Genomic DNA, 19961 nt, shown 5'->3' on the forward strand with positions numbered 1-19961 from the left:
GGTTTATGCCAGGCTGGATACCAGAGCGCTTGCGTCGAGAGTTTCATTAATATATTTCTGTGCGATAGGCAGCACAAACGTTGGCTCGTAAGCAAGGTGTAAACCCGTATCGCTTGTTACGATGGACGGACCCGCAAAGGCGTCGGAGTGAGGATATTGCAGTTCGCGGATGATCGAATGGTGGCGCGTCTCTACCGATACGATCTTACCCGCTAAGGTTAGGTAGTCGGCATTTTTGATATACTTACCTGCGCCATTGTAGGCACCAACGCCCGTCTTCTCAAAGGCTTCGGCATGGATCAACACATCTGCACGGTTGTTAAAGTCGATGCTGGAAAAATTGAATGTCAAATCTGGAACGGCACTTCCCACGGCGGCTTTAAAAAGGGCACGGTGGATGATTTCGTGACCCCCAATGTCTGCCCATAACTGCTTGTCAGTTGAGGACATATTTGGGTATGGTTTCGCCAGAATCATTTCGTAGAAGGCAGCTTCCAACTGCTCTAATACATAAGCAAATGCCAGAATGCCTACATCGCCGGTTGGCAAGGCAACCGTTGGGCCAGCAGCACGAGCGCCACTTGGTGTAACAGACGTTTGATCTGCGTTTGAGCAGGCAGATAGCAGACCACCGGTTACGGCTGCTGCTCCCGCTACTCGAAGAAACGACCGGCGGCTGGCTGCGGCCACCTCCGAAGGCGTCGCTTCAGGTCGATTAGTAACGTTTTCCATTGAGTAAAAGTTATTTAAGTGATTATCCCCGATAGTTTGCCGATCAAGGTGATGTATCTACGCGAAGAGTTAAGACAAGGATTTTTAAGTTTAAATAAACGTATTTTAGTGATATATTAATTGATCACAGTTTATTGATAATTAGCTAGTTAAATTAATATTGGATAAAATATTTATGGAAAAATACAATTAAGAGATTGCGTGTATTTGGACGAGGAGTGTTAACGAATAGGTTTATCCATTTCAGGCCCAGAACCGATTTTGCCAATGCGTGTCTCAAAAGCAATGGTAACTCATAAAATAGGCTTATTTTTCAGCCCAAAGTAGAATCCCTTTTAACTATATGGCGAGTTTTATCCATCAGGTTGTGTTCATTACGGGTGCCGGGTCCGGTATTGGACGGGCCACCGCTCTCGCTTTTGCCGAAGCTGGTGCCCGGGTCGTTGTTGCGGAAATCAACGAAGCGGCTGGTCAAGATACTGTGAGCCAGATTCAACGATTGGGAGGGGAGGCCCTGTTTGTTTCCTGCGACGTAGCTGAGCCAGCCCAAATCAACGCGGCCATTCGGCAAACCGTTGATAGGTATGGTCGGCTGGACATTGCCGTTAATAACGCAGGTATTGGTGGCGCATTCGGCCGGTTTACGGATCAGTCTCCGGAAGACTTTGATCGAATAATGGCCGTGAATGTAGGTGGGGTGTTTTATGGTATGCAAGCCCAGATCCGGCAAATGCTTTTACAGCAAAAAGGGACTAAAGCCGAAGGTAAGGAAGCCGGGGCAAATCCCATGGAGAGTTACCCGGTTGGGGGGCGGATTGTAAATGTAGCCAGCATTGCCGGTGTTCGCGGGATGCCAATGGGCGCGCCTTATAGTGCCTCTAAACATGCGGTAATTGGGCTGACGAAAACGGCGGCCCTTGAGTACGTGAAGCAGAATATCCGAATCAATGCCATTTGCCCGGCTTATACCCATTCGACAATGGTCGACGATCTAATTAGTGCTGCACCCGCTATGGAAGACCGGATGCGCCGTATCGTTCCCCTTGGCCGGTTTGGGCAGCCAGGAGAAATTGCCCAGGCTATTTTGTGGCTTTGTGCCGATGAAAATACGTTTTATACGGGGCAGGCGCTTCAACTGGATGGTGGAATGACCGCGGGCTGATTACAACCTGCTGATCCACTCATCTTCTTTAAGTCGCATTTGGGCGGCCTCTTCGTCGGTTTTATCGCCGTAACCACACAGGTGCAGCAGGCCATGCGCCAGTATACGACGCATTTCCTGCTCGGCGGGAACGGCTAGTTTACTGGCGTTGTCAACAACCCGCTCAACGCTGATGAAGATGTCACCCTCAATTTTACCCTCTTCTTCACTCATGTCGAAGGTGATAATATCCGTGTAGTAGTCGTGCTGGAGATAATCCCGGTTAACCTGTAGTACATGCTCATCGGAACAGAACATGTAGTTGAGGTCACCAACCGAAAAACCTTCGGCTTCGGCTTGCTGCTTCAGCCATTGCCGAATTACCTGCTTTTGAGCAAGCTTATACGGAACATCCTCATTGAAAAAACGAATCATAGGTACTAATCAGCCTTGCGTTCGAACGTAGAAAACTGTATCCCTACAACTACCGCTGGCTTTTGGTTAAAGTAACGTTTTAATGTCGGTCCATACGTACCGGTAAGCGTCCGAAATCCCACCGCCGGGGTTCTCATGTGACTTTACTTCCTGATTGACCGCTCCTAAGCTTTGGTAAAATGCCTGAGCACTGGTGTTTTGCGTTAGTACCCACAAATAAAATCCGGCGGTAGGGTCTTTTGTATACGACCAGCGGGCTGCCGATTTTAGGAGCTGTGTACCAATTCCTTTGCCTTTCTGATGGCTGAGAACGTGTAAATTGTCCAGTAATGTTCCCCAAACGGCGTCGTCGGCAACATAGATACAGGCGAAACCAAGAATTGACCCCTTTTCTTCGGCAACGATAACCTGTTGATTCTGGGCTGGTTTGCTCAATCGCTCGTGCCAAACAGCCCGTCTATCATTCAAAACCGGCCCTTCCAGAAAATCGTCTCTCCAAATACCTCTGTAGTTTTGCTGCCAGCTAAGGCTATGGAGTTTCGAAATTGGCTCGGCATCAATCAGGGTTGCTTCCCGGTAAGTTATCATAGCTTTGTAAGAGCGGGTTCAAACAAATGTAAACGTCCGGTATCTTGTTACAAACTTATCAACCACTTCTTGTCGTCAGTTTATGAAAGCCATACTGCTTGCCGAAAAAAAACAACCTATACAACTCGTTGATGCACCAACGCCAACCGCCGGACCGGGCCAGATGCTGATCAAACTTAAAGCGGCTGCACTGAATCACCGTGATGTGTTCGTCCAGCAGGGCTTATACCCCGGCATCAAACTCCCGGCTATTCTGGGATCGGATGGGGCCGGGGTTGTGGACGAGGTTGGTGAAGGCGTTGATGCGGGCTGGCGCGGGCAAGCCGTTATTATTAATCCGGGTTTGCACTGGGGACCCAACCCCAGGTTCTACGGGCCGAATTTCCGGATTTTAGGCATGCCCGACAATGGAACGTTTGCGGAGTATGTCGTGGTCGATGAAGCCTATGTACATCCTAAACCCAATCATCTTTCCTTTGAGCAGGCCGCTGCCTTACCACTGGCAGGCCTTACAGCCTGGCGGGCACTAATGACGCGGGCAGGCCTGCAAACGGCGGGAAATTCCGAAAAAGTGCTCGTGACGGGTATAGGCGGAGGAGCGGCCTTGTTTGCTCTGCAATTTGCGGTGGGTGCCGGGGCCGAAGTTTGGGTAACATCCGGTTCTGAAGAAAAACTGGCCAGAGCCGCCACTTTAGGCGCAACGGGGGGCGTCAACTACCGGGAGCCCGACTGGGATAAAACACTCATGACGCGTACGGGTGGCGAACGGAAAGGCTACTTCGATGTTATTATCGATAGTGCGGGTGGACCGGGCTTTGCAAAGCTGATCGACGCAGCGGCAGCGGGTGGGCGTATCGCTTTCTTTGGTGGCACTACGGGTAACATTACCGACATTATGCCGCCCAAAGTATTCTTTAAGCAACTGTCGATTTTTGGCACGACAATGGGTACCGAATCCGAGTTTGTGGATATGCTTTCGTTTGTGAACGATAAAAAAATAGTGCCGATCGTAGACGAAGTTTTTCCGTTAACCCATGTGCCGGAAGCAATGAAGAAGATGGATACCGGCCAACAGTTCGGTAAGATTGTTATCAATATTGCGGATTAAGAACTTCCGAATGAGTCAGTTTTGCACAGTTAACAACGATATGTTCATGATTATGCGGCTAAATGAAAGTTATCCACAACTAAATTGTGGATAACTACCTACTTACACACATTTTAGCGATTGTCCCATTAACAGAAAAAAGGCAATCCAATACGGCATACTACCTTTGTGGACATGCATACTTCAAGGGGTTCGATTACCCAGACATTGCAGGAGCGGTTAGCGGAATATCAGCAGAAAGGACTTTTAAGGCAACTCCGGACCGCAGACGAAGCCGTTGATTTCTGCTCAAATGATTACCTCGGCTTTGCGCGTTCTGCAGAACTTAAGCAGGCTATTCAGCAAGCTACTGTCCAACACAAGACCATGCGGACGGGCGCTACCGGCTCCCGTTTGCTGGCTGGTCAAACGGCGCTTGCCCATGCTGTTGAACAGGAGCTAGCCACGTTCTACGGAACAGAATCAGCGCTTATTTTTAACTCCGGTTACGATGCCAACATCGGTTTGCTGGCCTGCCTACCCCGAAAAGGAGATACCCTGCTAACGGATGAACTGATTCATGCCAGTATGATTGATGGTGCCCGGTTGAGCTACGCAACCCGCCAGCGGTTCCGGCATAATGATCTGGCCGATTTGAGAAACAGGCTAGAGGAGGCTTCCCGGTTGTCGAGCGGACAGGTTTTTGTTGCTGTGGAATCGGTTTATTCGATGGATGGCGATATGGCCCCGCTCCGTGAACTAGCCGACCTCTGCGACGAATACGGAGCGGCCCTGTTAGTGGATGAAGCACATGCCACGGGTGTTTATGGTTCAGCCAATGGGAAAAATGGGGAAGGTTTGGTAGCCGCTCTGGGCTTAGAGGACCGTGTGCTGGCCAGAGTACACACATTCGGCAAAGCACTGGGCGTTCATGGAGCCGCTGTGGTAGGGCCAGCCGTCCTGCGCAATTACCTCATTAATTTTGCCCGGCCCTTTATTTATACCACAGCGTTACCTCCGCATAGCCTGCTGGCCATCCGTTGCGCGCATGAGCAGCTAAGGGCAGGTTCATCAGCTTTACAGCAACTTCATCAACAACTTGATTATTTCCGAAAGCAGGTAGCAGGAAAGCTACCCGGTAGCCAATGGAGCACTGGTCAATCGCCTATTCAGTGCCTCATCATTCCGGGAAATGACCGGGCGCGCCGGGTGGCTGCCGCAGCGCAGGCCATTGGGCTGGATGTGCGGGCTATCCTTAGCCCAACGGTTCCGGCCGGGCAGGAACGATTACGACTTTGTATCCATGCCTTTAACACAACCGACGAAATAGACCGGCTCCTGAGCGTACTTCACAGAGCGCTGGCCGAAAACGATAGATAATGACGACAGCTAAATTACCCACTCGCCTGATTGTGGCGGGCATTGGAACTGAAATTGGGAAAACGGTGGTATCGGCCGTGTTGGTCGAAGCCTTACAGGCCGATTATTGGAAACCCGTTCAATCGGGTGGGTTGGACGATTCCGACACCGACACGGTTCGCCGACTAGTTAGCAATCCAAAGTCGTACTTTCACCCCGAGGCCTACCGGCTTACGCAGCCGCTTTCACCACACGCAGCAGCCGAACTTGACGGCATCAACATCGAACTGGGAAATTTTATGCTGCCCCAAACCGAGAACGCGCTGGTAGTTGAGCTGGCGGGGGGGCTTATGGTTCCTCTTAACGATGGTGAACTGATGATTGACCTGGTTCAGCGATTGGCATTGCCCGTAGTTCTGGTATCCCGGAATTACCTTGGTAGTATTAATCATACGTTGCTTTCGGTTGAGGCCTGCCGCAGCCGGAGCATTCCACTGGTCGGAGTTCTGTTCAATGGCCCTACTGTTCCGGCTTCGGAATCTTTTATTCTAACCTACACGGGGCTGCCCTGTATTGGCCGGATCGGGCAGGAGGCCGTTGTAACGAAGGACGTAATCAGTCAATACGCCCGTCTGATTACATCCGGCCGGTAAACCTGGCTGAACCCAACAGAGTGAGTTTTTGACAGAACCCGAAATCACCAGCTCTTGACCAGTTCGTCGAACCGTTCCAGCAGAAATTTCGATTTAGGACCAACATGCCCATCGCCAATGGTTAGCTCGCCGATTTGGGTGATGGGCAGTATTTTTTTGGTTGAACTGGTGGTGAAGGCTTCGTCGGCGTCATAAAGTTCGGAGAGAAGCACAGGCCGCTCTTCGACCTCAAAGTCGTTCTGCGCAATCTGCATTATGGTTTTTCGGGTTATTCCGTGCAGGATGTGTCGGTCGGGTGTACTAATCTTTTCACCTTTAACGATGAAGAAATTACTCCGGCTCAGTTCACTGATTTCGCCCCCTTTCTGGTATAGTATATCCGACGCGCGAGCTGCCCGGATAGCTTCGGCCATTAGAATCACACGTTTGTAATCGGTGCTTTTTACTTCGGCCATTTCCCGGACATATTCGTCCAGTATCACTTTTATTCCCTGCTCATATTGAATGACCGGTACCGGATGAATCATTTCGGCCATAATGAGCAGGTTCGGTTTTTCTACACTGATGCTATCCGCCGAGTAGCCACCCGTCAGTACAAATCGGATGCCGACATCGGTTGGCGTAGCCGTACCGCTTTTGCGGATTGCCTCGTTACTGCGCTCTACAAGTTTCGTAACAATCGCGTATGTTTCGTCTTTACCCAGCGGTAATTTCAGATGCATACGAGAGGCCGAGTTCTGAAATCGTGCCCAGTACCAATCCCACTGAAACGGTCGTCCGTTGTACGTCAGGAAGTAATCAAAGAGGCCATAGCCCCGCAGAAGGCCAAGGTCGGTAATGCCAACCGCAAGCTGGTCGGTAGGGGCGATGGTACCATTGAAATATCCGTAAAACATGGGCGATACGTTGGTTTGGCTCATGGCCAAAGATAAATGAAATGGGTGAAAAAGCCCCGGATTTAAACCCGACAGCCTGACCCGGTCCAGATACGGCCTAACTTAACTCTTTAACGACCAGTTGAACGGTATACCGGCTCTTTTGCTCCAGCAATAGTTTTTTGTTGGGTATTACGCGATCAATAGTTCCCTGATCGTAGTAGCGGATCGTAATCAACTCCACGTCACTATTGTACGTTACCCGGAAATCCTGTTTCAACAGATTCAGTAAAGCAGGCACCCGGTCGGGATTATTATCGACAACCACCGAGAAGCTAATGGCCGTGTTCTGCATCAGGTTAATTTTGACCCCGGCCTGCGCAAACCGTCCGAAAATCCGGCTCAGGTTATCTTCCGCGATAAACGAAAAATCGTTCGGATGCAGTGAGATCAACACCTGATTGACTTTGAAAATAAACGATGGGATGGTCAGGTGCCGTTCGTAATTACCGATGACCGTTCCGGGGGCATCCGGCTTCAGAAAGGAGCGTACATAGAGCGGAATCCCTTTATTCTGAAGCGGCTTGATGGTTTTTGGGTGAATGACCGTTGCACCATAATACGCCAGTTCAATAGCATCCTGGTAGGTGAGCCGTTCCAGCAACACCGTATCATCGAACCATTTGGGGTCGGCGTTCAGTACGCCCGGCACGTCTTTCCAGATGGTAACGCTTTCGGCATTGAGGCAGAAGGCAAAGATGGCCGCTGTATAGTCCGAACCTTCGCGGCCGAGGGTTGTCGTGCGTTTATCTTCCGTCTGACCAATAAACCCCTGCGTGATGCTCACCCCGCTTTTGTTCACAGCCTCTTTTATCTGTCGCGCGGTTGTGTCCCAGTCAACGCGCCCTTCGCGAAACGTAGTATCCGTACGAATCAATTGCCGGGCGTCGAGCCATTGGGCGTTCAGCCCGGCCTGGGTTAAGTAAGCCGCAATAATCTGCGTTGACAGTACCTCGCCCAATGAAACAATCTGATCATAGACTTCATCGTATATGCCTTTAACCGGTTGGCTCAGGTAACTTTCAAGTTGGGCGAAGGTCTGGTGGACGAGGCTGAAATCGCCGGTCAGCTCGTTAATGATCGTGTTATGGTAGGTCTGTATGGTATCAAACTGGTGTTGGCAAGCCTCCGTTTGCTTATCAACAAACGCGCGTACGAGGTCTTCCAGGGCATTGGTTGTCTTGCCCATTGCCGAGACAACAATAAGAACGTTATGTCCTTGTGACCTGACTATTTCGGCTAGATTCCGAACACCGGCAGCATCTTTTACCGAAGCTCCTCCAAACTTGAATACTTTCATATACTCAAAATAATAGGAACGCGGATAAAACGAATGGAACAGATTATAACGGATAAATTAAAATCCGTGTAAACCCATTTAATCCGCTTCATCCGCGTTCCGATATACTAAACTGTTACCGCCCGGCTGGTAAACAGCAACTCACGAACGGCGTCGGCAATACCTTTTGGGTCGAAACCACATTCGCGGTGTAATTCAATCTGTTCGCCATGCTCGATAACGGCATCAGGAATACCCAGGCGTTTAACGCGGGCCATATACTCGTTGTCGGCCATGAACTCCAGCACAGCACTGCCAAAACCGCCCATTACGCAGCCATCTTCAACCGTTACTACCCGGTCGAACCGGCTAAAGATTTGATGAAGCAGTGCTTCGTCCAGCGGTTTCACATAGCGCATATCGAAATGAGCGGGACGGATACCCTCTTTGGCAAGCATTTCTGTGGCTTCAACGGCGTAGTTACCAATGTTCCCAATAGTCAGAATGGCTACTTCTTCGCCATCGGTAATCATGCGTCCCTGACCAATGACCTGTTTTTCCAGAGGGGTTCGCCAGTTGGGCATAACGCCCTCGCCCCGTGGATACCGGATGGTGAAGGCCTGTTTACCCTGCTGAACCTCGTCCGACTGGGCGGTGAACATCATGTTGCGGAGTTCCTGCTCATTCATGGGCGCAGCCACAATCATGTTAGGAATGCAACGCATGTAGGCTAAATCGTACGCACCGTGGTGCGTAGGTCCATCGGCACCGGCAAAACCAGCACGGTCGAGGCAGAATATAACCGGTAACTCCTGAATACATACGTCGTGGATCACCTGATCATAGGCGCGCTGCATGAAGGTGGAGTAGATATTGCAGAAAACAACTTCGCCCTGCGTTGCCATACCCGCCGAGAACGTTACCGCGTGTTGTTCGGCAATACCCACATCGAACGCCCGCGTTGGCATCGCCTTCATCATGATGTTCATCGACGAACCCGATGGCATGGCGGGCGTAACACCCACTATCCGGGAGTTTTGCTCCGCCAGTTCAACCAGCGTATGGCCAAACACATCCTGGTACTTGGGCGGTTGTGGCGTATCGTAAATTTTCTTTTGAATAACCCCCGTCACCTTGTCGAATAGACCGGGCGCATGCCACTTAGTCTGATCTTTTTCGGCCGGTCCGTACCCCTTTCCTTTTACCGTAAGCACGTGCAACAGTTTGGGTCCTGGAATGTGCTTCATGTCGTCCAGAACACTAACCAGATGGTCGATGTCGTGTCCATCAATCGGCCCGAAATAGCGCAGATGCAGTGACTCGAAGAGGTTGCTTTGCTCAAGCAACGAACTCTTGATGCCCGACTGAACCTGAGAAACCAGCTCCTGCGCCGTTTTGCCGAGTTTATCCATCTTACCAAGCAGATTCCAAATCTCGTCCTTTACCTTGTTATAGGTTTGAGACGTGGTAATGTCGGTAAGATACTCGCGCAGAGCTCCCACGTTGGGGTCTATACTCATGCAGTTGTCATTGAGGACAATCAGCAGATTGCTATCGGTGGCACCGGCGTGGTTCATTCCTTCAAAGGCTTCACCTGCCGTTAAGGCACCATCGCCAATGACCGCAATATGATTCCGGCTGGTATTTCCCTGAAGTTGTGAAGCAACGGCCATACCCAGCGCGGCTGAGATGGAAGTAGATGAGTGACCAACTCCGAAGGAGTCGTACTCGCTTTCTTTTCGTTTAGGGAAGCCCGACAGACCCTTGTAGAACCGGTTGGTATGGAACTTCTCCCGCCGACCCGTCAGAATTTTATGTCCGTAAGCCTGATGGCCTACATCCCAGACCAGCTGGTCGTCGGGGGTGTTAAAAACGTAATGAAGGGCAACGGTTAATTCAACTACACCCAGACTGGCACCGAAGTGGCCACCATAGACAGATACATCGTCGATGATAAACTGACGCAACTCGTCGGCAACCTGTGGTAAGCGGGATTTATCTAGTTTGCGAAGATCTTCGGGGGTATTAATGGTGGCAAGAAGACTGCCAGGGGTAATCAGCATGATGGTAGCAGCTAAGCGTCTGTCTTACAACAACACACGTTCAGAAATCATTGTTCTATTGACGACGTGCAAATATATTCCTATAACGAAGCTAGTACAAATTTTATGAATTATAAAAAATCTAAGCCTTCAGAGACCCACATACTTACGTAGGCACCAAAGGCTTAGATTTTTAAAAGAATGATAAATGCCTGTAAGGAGCCGGTGAATGGGTAAAATCTGGATCAGCGCGGCTAAATCAGGCTATTTAATTTCGTTGACTGGCCCGGAAAAGTTTTTGTTTTTCTTCACGTGTCAGACTTTCATAGCCGGAACGGGAAATTTTATCGAGTATCATATCGACTTCATCCTGATCTGGTGTTGAGGCCGATGCAGATGATGCACCAGCTGCCGATACGTACGAACTAGCCTGGGTGCTGGCGTTGCTTCGTTGCCGATACGACACCTTAACCGCTGGCTTTGGTTTAAGCAGATTGCTCCATCCATCCACCAACCAGTAAATAGGACGGCCAAGGTCGGTTCCGTTCTGAAGGAGCTTAACGTAAACAAATCCCATCAGTGCGCCACCCAGGTGAGCCAGGTGCCCGCCCGCATTGGTTCCGGCCGTTTGCGCCACCGAAAGAATGATAAAGAAGAAAACGATGTACTTAATACGAACAGGACCAAAGAACAGCAGATGGAATGTATAGTTGGGTAGTAAGGTAGCGGCTCCAACAGCTACCGAAAAAGCCGCTGCCGATGCGCCAAGCATTCGTGCGCCATCTGCCTGGCTTTGAAAGAAAGGTACCAGATTGTACATCGCCAAATAAAGCAACCCACCGGCAAGTCCTCCCATGATGTACAGGCCCATGAGTCGTCGATTGCCCAGATATTCGTCAATCAGCCGACCGAACCAGTACAAAAACAGCATATTATAGAGAATATGAAAAATCTCCTCATGCGAAAAAAAGTATGTAAACAGCGTCCAAGGTTTGCGTAAAAACGCATGTATTTCACCCGGAACCATTAACTGACTCGTAATGAAGTCATACGCGCCCGTATTCTCGGCCATTGTTAGACTGACTTTAGTCACCAACAGGACCAGAAATATGACGACATTAACTAATATCAATTGGACCAACGTGTTGTTGGGCTTATTGAATTCGCTCCGAAAATCATCGAACAACCCGCTCATTCCTTAATAAAACGTTTTTCGTTGTGAACCCCAGTATTTGATCAGTATAAATGCAAACAGCATGCCGCCAATGTGGGCGAAATGAGCGACGTTATCGGCTTGTGTCCGATACACACCCGAGTAAAGCTCAAAGGCCCCGTAAAAGATAACGAGATACTTTGCCTTCACCGGTATAGGTGGAAACAATAAAAAAAGCTGAGTGTTCGGAAACAATAGCCCAAATCCCATTATAACCCCAAAAATTGCTCCCGAAGCGCCAACCATTGGCTCATCAACCTGATTGGAAAATATTCGGTTGACAATGGCGACACTGTCCTGAATGTTTTTACTATCGTTTGGAAAGCTTTTGAACTTATCAATAAAAGGCGTTAATCGATCATAGTATGAAACCGCGTGCTGATCGACAAACCCCAGAAAATTGTCGTAACCAGGATTATCTCTATAGGCTTCCACTGTTTCATATACGTCGTGTACTTCATAATAGTTTATACCCGAAAACAATAACGCAGCACCCAATCCGGTAAAAAAGTAAAAAAACGTAAACCGTTGCGGCCCCCAGAACCGTTCCAGCATAGGGCCGAATACCACCAAACCGATCATGTTACTGAAAATGTGGTTGAAACCACCGTGCAGAAACATATGCGTCAATAACTGAATCGGGTTGAATTGATCGGATAAAAATGAGTGCAATCCAAACTGTTCGATGATCGCATCATTTGTAACCAGGAAAACCAATACGTTTAGTATTAATATCGCGCGGACTACTGGAGTTAGTGAAAACATCTTATAATGACAAGTTATGCTGATTAAAGCAAATATCAGCGAAATAGTCCAGCAATTTTATCCAACGACAACACAACCGTTACCGGCTCGCCAGTAGGTGTGTAGCTTGGGTTAGCGGACGCAAATAATTGATTGACTAAAGCCTTCCGCTCCGTAGTGCTCAGGCGATTTACATACCGCATGGCCGACCGGCGTGCCAGTGAACGGGCCATGGATTCAATCCGATCTAATTTTAACCGGCCTGTATCGGCCCGAAGTTGGGCCAGCAGGTTTGCAAACAGTTCCTCTTCATTTTCACCCATGATCAAAGCAGGTACACCCCGAATCACAAAGGTATTGGCACCTAGTTCGTCAAACTCAAAGCCCAGATTCATCAGGTCTTCGCGCAGATCGAGAGCCAGTTGAAAATCGACGGGCATCAGCGTAATCGTTTTAGGAAACAACAACTGCTGCGAGGCTCCGTTTCGCTTGGTGAGCGAGGCATGGAATTGATCGTACAGGATTCGCTCATGGGCCCGGCGCTGGTCGATCAACAGCATACCCGACTTAATGGGAGCCAGCAAGTACCGATTCTGGATCTGAACAATGTTATCATCATCAACCAGTACCGGCACATCTTGTTCGGGCGATTCCAAACTTACCTGCAACTGGTTTGCCCGGCTACCGAGGGTAATGGGTTCACTTTCCGTTGCCGATTGGTCTGTTGGAACGGGTACCGGTTTTGCCGGGCCCAGCCAGTCACCTTTCTCAACCGGCTCTACTGTTGGACTGGATGAATGGGTTGTGTTACCCGCCACGCCTTCGTACAACGTTTGCCAATTGTTCAGAGATGGCTTAGTATCTGCCTTTCGGGGCATGTCGAAGCTGCTGCCTGCGGCCTTGTCCAATGATTCATTTCGTAACGATGTCCGCTCACTGGTAGGCTGCTGTGCTCCGGATGAAGCCCAGGAGGGCGAAATAGGCCGTGCTACACCGGGTCCGGCGGCTGCTGGCTGAACATCAGGGCTACCATTGCGATTGACATCGGCCGATGTGGGCTTTGGACGAACCCCCGCCAGAAAGTTAACGTCCGAATCGAAGTCAAGGGAAGGGGAGAGGTTATAAAGTCCAACTGCCTTCCGAACGGCCGCCATCATAATGGCATATACCGATCGCTCGTCATCGAATTTTATTTCCGTCTTGGTCGGGTGAATGTTGATGTCGATATGCGACGGATCAATGTCGATGAACAGCACGTAAAACGGGTGGCTGCCTTCCGGCAAGGTTCCCTCATAGGCACCTACCACCGCGTGATGCAGATAATTGTGCTTGATGAATCGGTTATTGACGAAGAAAAACTGTTCATTACGGGCTTTCTTGGCCGATTCGGGTTTGCCAATGTACCCGTGTACGGTCACGTACGGAGTTTGTTCTTCGCAGAAATTCAACTGCTCTCGGTAACTCTTACCGAACATATCCACAATTCGGCGGCTCAATTTTCCAGCAGGAAGGTTATAAATTTCCTGGTCGTTATGAAACAGGGAGAACGCAACTTCCGGGTTGGCGAGGGCTACCCGTTGAAACTCGTCGATGATATGACGCATTTCCACCGAGTTTGATTTTAGAAAGTTACGCCGGGCGGGTACGTTGAAAAATAAATTCTTTATGAGCAGGTTCGTTCCGGGCAAACACGAAATAGCCTCCTGCGCTTTGATGTCAGAGCCTTCAATTCGAATGAGCGTCCCTAATTCTTCTTCCGCCCGACGGGTACGCATTTCAATTTGCGCGACAGCCGCAATAGACGCCAGCGCTTCCCCCCGGAAACCCATCGTCCGAATCCGGAACAGATCATCTGAAGAACGGATTTTGGAAGTGGCATGGCGCTCAAAACTCATGCGGGCGTCGGTTTCGGTCATACCAACACCGTCGTCCACAATCTGAATCAGATTGCGGCCTGCTTCCCGAACAATAACCTGTACTGATTTCGCTTTCGCATCTACCGAATTCTCCAGCAACTCTTTCACTACCGAAGCCGGGCGCTGAACAACTTCACCAGCCGCAATCTGGTTAGCAATCGAATCGGGTAGTAGCTGAATAACGTTTAACATAACGGATAGATCTCCTCAAACGGCCAAAATGCCGTACCTACAATATATAAAAATAACCCCTTAAAAGGCCGTATAATTCAACAGAATGAGAGGGAAATTCTACGAAAAGAAAAATGCCGCTGGTAAGAAACGATTTCGTCTCACACCAACGGCACTTGAAGCCTTTAACTAAAAATCGTTAGACTTTGATTTCAACGTCAACACCAGAGGGTAGTTCGAGCTTCATAAGCGCGTCTACCGTTTTAGCACTGCTGCTGTAAATGTCTACCAGACGCTTGTAGGTGCACAGTTGGAACTGTTCCCGTGCCTTTTTATTGACGTGGGGCGACCGCAGTACGGTGTAGATTTCTTTGTTCGTTGGCAGGGGGATGGGGCCGCTTACGATAGCACCCGTTGACTTAACCGCTTTCACGATCTTCTCTGCCGATTTGTCAACCAGCATGTGGTCGAACGACTTTAGCTTAATGCGAATTTTTTGGCTCATTGTGTTTTGGTTCGTTATGTGAATATGCCGCCGAAAGAACCATTTACTCCAGCGACACAAAAAATGGGCAGTCGGTCAACAGACCAACTGCCCAATATCCTGAAAGACTTATTTTCCTGTACCTTTTTCTTTCGCTACAACGCCGTCAGCAATGTTTTGCGGAACAACTTCGTAGTGAGCAAATGTCAGGTTAGCCGTTGCACGACCCGACGACATGGTGCGCAGATCCGTTACGTAACCGAATAGTTCCGACAGAGGAACGTCAGCCTTGATCACCTGCGATCCAGCTTTCGTATCCATACCCTTCATCACACCCCGGCGACGGTTGAGGTCACCCGTGATTGGACCGGTATATTCTTCCGGCGTCAATACTTCAACGGCCATAATTGGTTCGAGCAGTTTCGGACCCGCCTGACGAGCGGCTTCACGGAAACCTAACCGAGCGGCCATTTCGAACGATAGTGAGTCGGAGTCAACGTCGTGGTACGAACCGTGGAACAACCGAACTTTCATGCTTTCGAGCGGGAAGCCGGCTAACGGACCATTTTTCAGCGACTCGTCAAAGCCTTTCTGAACGGCGGGGATAAATTCACGGGGAATTACACCACCTACGATACCATTAACAAACTCCAGACCTGGCTGAACAACACCGGTTTCGTCTTCGGTACGCGGTCCGAGTTCAAACACGATATCGGCAAACTTACCGCGACCACCCGTTTGTTTCTTGTAAACTTCGCGGTGTTCAACGTTTTTCGTCAGCTTCTCTTTATAGGCTACCTGTGGCGCACCCTGGTTAACTTCCACCTTGAACTCACGACGCATCCGGTCGATGATGATTTCGAGGTGAAGCTCGCCCATACCACGAATAATGGTCTGGCCGGTTTCTTCGTTCGACTCAACTTTAAGGGTTGGGTCTTCTTCGATCAGCTTACCGATAGCTTTCGAGAAGTTATCCTGGTCGGCAGATTTTTTAGGCTCGATGGCATACCCGATAACTGGCTCTGGGAATACCATTGATTCCAGAACGATTGGGTGCTTCTCATCCGACAGCGTATCGCCGGTTTTGATGTCTTTGAAACCAACTACGGCACCAATGTCACCCGCTTCCAGACGCTCGATCTGGTTCTGCTTGTTGGCGTGCATCTGGAAAATCCGGGAAATCCGCTCTTTGTTGCCCGAACGGTTGTTCAGGATATACGAGCCAGACTCCAGAACACCAGAGTACGAACGAACGAAGCAAAGACGACCAACATAAGGGTCAGTAGCAATTTTAAACGCAAGGCCAGAGAACGGTTCCGACGTCGATGGTTTCCGGGAAATCTCGGCACCTGTGTCTGGATTCGTTCCTTTGATGCTTTCTTTGTCCAACGGCGATGGCAACAGGGCCATCACATAGTCGAGCATGGTTTGCACACCTTTGTTTTTGAAGGATGAACCGCAAAGCATCGGAACGATTTTCATGGCGATCGTTGCTTTACGCAGAGCGGCCAGAATTTCATCTTCCGAGATCGACTCAGGATCTTCAAAGTATTTCTCCATGAGCTTGTCGTCGAATTCGGCAACGGCTTCCAGGAGTTTTTCACGCCATTCGGTTGCTTCATCCAGCATATCGGCTGGAATGGGAACCTCCTGGAATGTCATACCTTTATCATCTTCATTCCACTGGATACCCCGGAAGTTAACGAGGTCAACCACGCCTTTGAAGTTCTCTTCTTCGCCGATGGGCAACTGAAGGGGAACAGCGTAGCTACCCAGCATTTCCTTCACCTGCTTGCACACGTTCAGGAAGTCGGCACCGGAGCGGTCCATTTTGTTAACGAAGCCCAAACGAGCTACGTTGTAGTTGTTGGCCAGACGCCAGTTGGTTTCCGACTGCGGCTCAACACCGTCAACGGCGCTGAAAAGAAACACCAGACCATCCAATACACGCAGCGAACGGTTCACTTCAACCGTGAAGTCAACGTGGCCTGGTGTGTCAATGATGTTAATGTGGTACTTATTGGCACGGTAGGTCCAGTCAACAGTGGTAGCGGCAGAGGTAATGGTAATACCCCGCTCTTGCTCCTGTTCCATCCAGTCCATCGTTGCGGCACCATCGTGTACCTCACCAATCTTGTGGCTTACCCCGGCGTAATAGAGAATTCGTTCGGTTGTTGTCGTCTTACCCGCATCAATGTGGGCAGCGATACCGATGTTTCTCGTGAAATTTAAATCGCGAGCCATTAGCTTGTTATACTGAAAGTTATGTTTTTCTACAATCGAAGAAAGAAGCGCTTGCCCGTTACCGGAAGGCCTCCTTGCGAATCAGGACGCAAAATTACTGAAAGTCAACCACAAATCAAATTGAATCGTAAAGAATATACTGTTAACGAACCGATTGGGTCGTAAATGGCCTCGCCGGTACGACTATACGGTATATCCTGCCAACTGCGCCCGATCAGAATAAACAACGGTACACTCTTCTACGCTACATCGCAAAATAAAATTTACATATTGTTAACGGTTTTTGTTTTATGTAAATATAATCCTCTATATTCGTTAGAGTAAATAGACCGTAACTTGAACCTTCATGAAAAATCCGTATGTAGCCCTGCTACGTACTGCCTGGACGTATGCCCGATACGAAAAGCGGCAGTATGTGCTCGTTTATCTCCTCTTTGTTCTGGCAAACATTGTTAGAGCTGCTTTCCCCCTGTTATTTGGCTGGTTCGTTGGTGAACTTCAAAAACAACAGACCGATATACCCAAACTGATCTGGATGTATGCCGGGGCTCATTTGGGCCTGATGTTGCTGGATTGGTCTTTTCATGGCCCGGCCCGCGTTATGGAACGCCGATTGGCCTTTAACCTGAGCCGAAATTTTCTGGATGAATTGTTTCATCAAACGCTGCACCTGCCCGTTAGCTGGCATAAGGAACACCATAGCGGTGATACCATCAGCCGAATTCGGAAGGCTTATGATGCGCTGAAAGGCTTCTTTCAGGGGGGATTCGTTTACCTCAACGCGCTGTTCAAGCTGATTTTTTCCTTCGGGGCCATGCTTTATTTTTCACCGGCGTTCGGTATTATAGGTCTTGGTCTGGGCGCGTTGACGGTTTGGGTCATTCTCCGCTTCGACCGTCCGTTTATCAAAGCACTCGACGAAACCAACGAACACGAGCACGTCGTTTCGGCCAGCCTCTTCGATAATCTGTCGAATATCATTACCGTCATTACCCTGCGGCTGGAACAACGTATACAGGTTAGTTTCGGTCAGAAAGTAGACGCCGTTCTTCCTTCGTTCCTGAAACAGGTAAAGATCAACGAGTGGAAATGGTTTGTAGCTACGCTGCTGGTTACGCTAATTTACATTGTTATGTCGACGGGCTACATCTATCAGCATTACGTGCCGGGTCAGGTGTTCATGATTGGTGGTCTGGTAACCCTGCTGGGGTATGTAAACCAGTTTACAAGTGTGTTCAATGACGTAGCTTTTCAGTACACGCAGATTGTTCAGTACAACACCGACGTACAAACGGCGCGGGGTATTGGCGAGGCCTATGCAGAGCACGTGCGCCCGGAAGATGAAAAACTGCCCGAGAACTGGAAAACGATCAGCATCAATGGCCTTAATTTCTCGCACGGCCGCACCTTCGGCACATCGAAAAAAGTGGCAAACCTGAATGAACTAAATATCAGTTTACGAAAGGGTCAGCGGATCGCTTTCATTGGCGAGAGCGGTTCCGGCAAGAGCACCCTGCTGACACTCCTTCGTGGGTTGTACCAGCCGGAGCCGGGTATGTCGGTTTGGGTAGATGGCGAAGAACTGCCGGGTCTGAACGCGGTTACGAATACGGTAACGCTGTTTCCGCAGGAGCCGGAAATTTTCGAAAATACGATTGCGTATAACATTACCCTCGGTCTGCCGTTCGATGATGAAACGATTGCCCGCGTTTGCCAGGTGGCGCGTTTCAATGAGGTAGTGAATCGACTACCCAATGGGCTGGAAACAAGCATTCAGGAGAAAGGGTTGAATTTATCCGGCGGGCAGCGGCAACGGCTGGCGCTGGCGCGGGGAGTGTTGGCCGCCCGCAGCAGCGATATCGTCCTGCTCGACGAACCTACCAGCAGCATCGACCCCAAAACGGAGCTGGCTATTTATCGAAAACTGCTGAATGAGTTTGCCGACAAATCCGTCGTGTCAACGCTGCACCGACTTCATCTGCTGCCCCTGTTCGACTACATCTACATCATGCAGGACGGCAAGATCATCGACGAAGGAAGCTTTGCGGAGTTACAGGTGCGAAGCGACGTATTCCAGGAAATGTGGGCGCACCAGAAGGATGTCATGGAACAGCCGGTGCTGGCGTAACGAGTTAATGTGATTGTGCATCTGGTCCGGTTTTCTTTCACTCTGGTCGTGAAAGAAAACCGGACTTTAAACTACGAAGCAAGAAGGTTGCTGCTTGTCGGGCTGGAAAGCAGTGTTTATGATTCTGCTTTATTCTTTGAGCGCGCACGGAGGGCAATTACAAAGAATAGGAGTGAGGCAATCAGGAAGACAGCTTTTGAATAGGGGTTATCAAATCCAAGACCCAGAACAAAATATAGAAAACCGAGTGTGCCATAGCTACTAGCCTTACCAGCAGTGCTAAAGGCAGTCCGATTGGTTAGATACACTCCCAAAAAGACCCCCGCCAACATCGTGTAGAAGGGAATGACGGAAATGTCGCCGGGTGCTGCCCAGCTATTGGTTTCGTTTTTATGGATAGTCCAGAGGATGACAAAGATCATTAGCCCAAGCAGTGTGCCTAACAACCCAAATTTGAGCGTTTGTTTAAAGGTATCGGGCTTGTTGGGCTTGATGTATTTTTTAAACAGGATGGCAATAAGCACACTCACCAAAGCAGGCGCGAGCCCGACCAGGGCTAACAGGAAGAGAGGGTCAGTCATAATGAGGTAATCTTATTTGTTAACAGGTTAATTTATGTGCTACAGTTGGGATAACGACTTAGCTAATGAAAGCATTACTAACAGGCGATGTACAAAACATTTACAAAGCGGTATGTCGTCCATAGTATTGAAACGTATAGAACCTTCACCCTATCGGTGGTATATTGGGTTTGTCAGCGGTAAGTTGATATCCTAAAAAAAGATTCAAGATAGGGGAAATCAACCGGAC

General features: G+C 49.4%; 17 protein-coding genes. 5 read left to right on the forward strand and 12 right to left on the reverse strand.

Annotation, left to right across the window (positions count from 1 at the left end):
* Positions 1–3: 3 nt before the first annotated feature.
* On the reverse strand, positions 4–732 hold the full coding sequence (locus CRO74_RS23245; protein ID WP_097129421.1) for a ferritin-like domain-containing protein: 729 nt from the start codon (positions 730–732) through the stop codon (positions 4–6).
* Between the two features lie 343 nt (positions 733–1075).
* On the opposite strand from CRO74_RS23245, the gene CRO74_RS23250 reads away from it, so the two are divergent.
* Entirely contained in the window at positions 1076–1894 is an 819-nt protein-coding gene (locus CRO74_RS23250; protein WP_097129423.1) for an SDR family NAD(P)-dependent oxidoreductase, read from the forward strand.
* On the opposite strand, the gene ybeY is transcribed toward CRO74_RS23250, so the two are convergent.
* Both ybeY and CRO74_RS23260 read right to left on the reverse strand, forming a co-directional pair.
* Entirely contained in the window at positions 1895–2308 is a 414-nt protein-coding gene (ybeY, locus tag CRO74_RS23255) for an rRNA maturation RNase YbeY (RefSeq protein WP_097129424.1), read from the reverse strand.
* A gap of 66 nt (positions 2309–2374) precedes the next feature.
* On the reverse strand, positions 2375–2896 hold the full coding sequence (locus CRO74_RS23260) for a GNAT family N-acetyltransferase (RefSeq protein ID WP_097129426.1): 522 nt from the start codon (positions 2894–2896) through the stop codon (positions 2375–2377).
* 82 nt (positions 2897–2978) lie between these two features.
* On the opposite strand from CRO74_RS23260, the gene CRO74_RS23265 reads away from it, so the two are divergent.
* From CRO74_RS23265 to bioD, 3 genes are all read left to right on the forward strand, one after another.
* A complete protein-coding gene (locus CRO74_RS23265; protein WP_097129428.1) occupies positions 2979–4004 on the forward strand; it encodes a zinc-binding dehydrogenase in 1026 nt (341 codons plus the stop codon).
* A 174-nt stretch (positions 4005–4178) separates the two neighbouring features.
* Positions 4179–5363: an 8-amino-7-oxononanoate synthase gene (locus CRO74_RS23270; protein WP_097129430.1), complete on the forward strand. Its 1185-nt coding sequence runs from the start codon at positions 4179–4181 to the stop codon at positions 5361–5363.
* A complete protein-coding gene (gene bioD / locus CRO74_RS23275; protein WP_097129431.1) occupies positions 5363–5995 on the forward strand; it encodes a dethiobiotin synthase in 633 nt (210 codons plus the stop codon). The genes CRO74_RS23270 and bioD overlap by 1 nt, the downstream gene beginning before the upstream one ends.
* Positions 5996–6039: 44 nt before the next feature.
* Here bioD and CRO74_RS23280 read toward each other — a convergent pair whose 3' ends face one another.
* The 8 genes from CRO74_RS23280 to fusA form a co-directional block, all read right to left on the reverse strand.
* Positions 6040–6891, reverse strand: coding sequence for an aminotransferase class IV (locus CRO74_RS23280; protein ID WP_097129433.1), 852 nt, complete (start codon positions 6889–6891; stop codon positions 6040–6042).
* A 97-nt stretch (positions 6892–6988) separates the two neighbouring features.
* The gene (locus CRO74_RS23285; protein ID WP_097129434.1) at positions 6989–8230 is read right to left on the reverse strand and encodes an aspartate kinase; all 1242 of its coding nucleotides are present in this window, start codon (positions 8228–8230) and stop codon (positions 6989–6991) included.
* A 107-nt stretch (positions 8231–8337) separates the two neighbouring features.
* Positions 8338–10272: a 1-deoxy-D-xylulose-5-phosphate synthase gene (gene dxs, locus CRO74_RS23290; RefSeq protein ID WP_097129437.1), complete on the reverse strand. Its 1935-nt coding sequence runs from the start codon at positions 10270–10272 to the stop codon at positions 8338–8340.
* A 247-nt stretch (positions 10273–10519) separates the two neighbouring features.
* Entirely contained in the window at positions 10520–11446 is a 927-nt protein-coding gene (locus CRO74_RS23295; RefSeq protein ID WP_097129438.1) for a rhomboid family intramembrane serine protease, read from the reverse strand.
* A 3-nt stretch (positions 11447–11449) separates the two neighbouring features.
* The gene (locus CRO74_RS23300; protein WP_097129440.1) at positions 11450–12229 is read right to left on the reverse strand and encodes a rhomboid family intramembrane serine protease; all 780 of its coding nucleotides are present in this window, start codon (positions 12227–12229) and stop codon (positions 11450–11452) included.
* Between the two features lie 35 nt (positions 12230–12264).
* A complete protein-coding gene (gene mutL, locus CRO74_RS23305) occupies positions 12265–14316 on the reverse strand; it encodes a DNA mismatch repair endonuclease MutL (RefSeq protein WP_097129442.1) in 2052 nt (683 codons plus the stop codon).
* A gap of 178 nt (positions 14317–14494) precedes the next feature.
* Positions 14495–14800, reverse strand: coding sequence for a 30S ribosomal protein S10 (rpsJ, locus tag CRO74_RS23310; RefSeq protein WP_012930032.1), 306 nt, complete (start codon positions 14798–14800; stop codon positions 14495–14497).
* A gap of 108 nt (positions 14801–14908) precedes the next feature.
* Positions 14909–17023, reverse strand: coding sequence for an elongation factor G (fusA, locus tag CRO74_RS23315; protein WP_097129444.1), 2115 nt, complete (start codon positions 17021–17023; stop codon positions 14909–14911).
* 346 nt (positions 17024–17369) lie between these two features.
* Between fusA and CRO74_RS23320 the strand changes: the two genes are divergently transcribed.
* The gene (locus CRO74_RS23320) at positions 17370–19151 is read left to right on the forward strand and encodes an ABC transporter ATP-binding protein (protein WP_097129446.1); all 1782 of its coding nucleotides are present in this window, start codon (positions 17370–17372) and stop codon (positions 19149–19151) included.
* A gap of 116 nt (positions 19152–19267) precedes the next feature.
* Here CRO74_RS23320 and CRO74_RS23325 read toward each other — a convergent pair whose 3' ends face one another.
* Positions 19268–19732 carry a hypothetical protein gene (locus tag CRO74_RS23325; protein WP_097129448.1) on the reverse strand — a complete coding sequence of 155 codons (465 nt, stop codon included), beginning with the start codon at positions 19730–19732 and terminating at the stop codon, positions 19268–19270.
* Positions 19733–19961 lie beyond the last annotated feature (229 nt).

Origin of the sequence: Spirosoma fluviale (assembly GCF_900230225.1) — a bacterium.
Lineage (GTDB): Bacteria > Bacteroidota > Bacteroidia > Cytophagales > Spirosomataceae > Spirosoma > Spirosoma fluviale.

Coding starts and splice junctions, on each gene's coding strand:
- CRO74_RS23245 (WP_097129421.1), bottom strand. CDS start 732: ATGGAAAACGTTACTAATCGACCTGAAGCGACGCCTTCGGAGGTGGCC.
- CRO74_RS23250 (WP_097129423.1), top strand. CDS start 1,076: ATGGCGAGTTTTATCCATCAGGTTGTGTTCATTACGGGTGCCGGGTCC.
- ybeY (WP_097129424.1), bottom strand. CDS start 2,308: ATGATTCGTTTTTTCAATGAGGATGTTCCGTATAAGCTTGCTCAAAAG.
- CRO74_RS23260 (WP_097129426.1), bottom strand. CDS start 2,896: ATGATAACTTACCGGGAAGCAACCCTGATTGATGCCGAGCCAATTTCG.
- CRO74_RS23265 (WP_097129428.1), top strand. CDS start 2,979: ATGAAAGCCATACTGCTTGCCGAAAAAAAACAACCTATACAACTCGTT.
- CRO74_RS23270 (WP_097129430.1), top strand. CDS start 4,179: ATGCATACTTCAAGGGGTTCGATTACCCAGACATTGCAGGAGCGGTTA.
- bioD (WP_097129431.1), top strand. CDS start 5,363: ATGACGACAGCTAAATTACCCACTCGCCTGATTGTGGCGGGCATTGGA.
- CRO74_RS23280 (WP_097129433.1), bottom strand. CDS start 6,891: ATGTTTTACGGATATTTCAATGGTACCATCGCCCCTACCGACCAGCTT.
- CRO74_RS23285 (WP_097129434.1), bottom strand. CDS start 8,230: ATGAAAGTATTCAAGTTTGGAGGAGCTTCGGTAAAAGATGCTGCCGGT.
- dxs (WP_097129437.1), bottom strand. CDS start 10,272: ATGCTGATTACCCCTGGCAGTCTTCTTGCCACCATTAATACCCCCGAA.
- CRO74_RS23295 (WP_097129438.1), bottom strand. CDS start 11,446: ATGAGCGGGTTGTTCGATGATTTTCGGAGCGAATTCAATAAGCCCAAC.
- CRO74_RS23300 (WP_097129440.1), bottom strand. CDS start 12,229: ATGTTTTCACTAACTCCAGTAGTCCGCGCGATATTAATACTAAACGTA.
- mutL (WP_097129442.1), bottom strand. CDS start 14,316: ATGTTAAACGTTATTCAGCTACTACCCGATTCGATTGCTAACCAGATT.
- rpsJ (WP_012930032.1), bottom strand. CDS start 14,800: ATGAGCCAAAAAATTCGCATTAAGCTAAAGTCGTTCGACCACATGCTG.
- fusA (WP_097129444.1), bottom strand. CDS start 17,023: ATGGCTCGCGATTTAAATTTCACGAGAAACATCGGTATCGCTGCCCAC.
- CRO74_RS23320 (WP_097129446.1), top strand. CDS start 17,370: ATGAAAAATCCGTATGTAGCCCTGCTACGTACTGCCTGGACGTATGCC.
- CRO74_RS23325 (WP_097129448.1), bottom strand. CDS start 19,732: ATGACTGACCCTCTCTTCCTGTTAGCCCTGGTCGGGCTCGCGCCTGCT.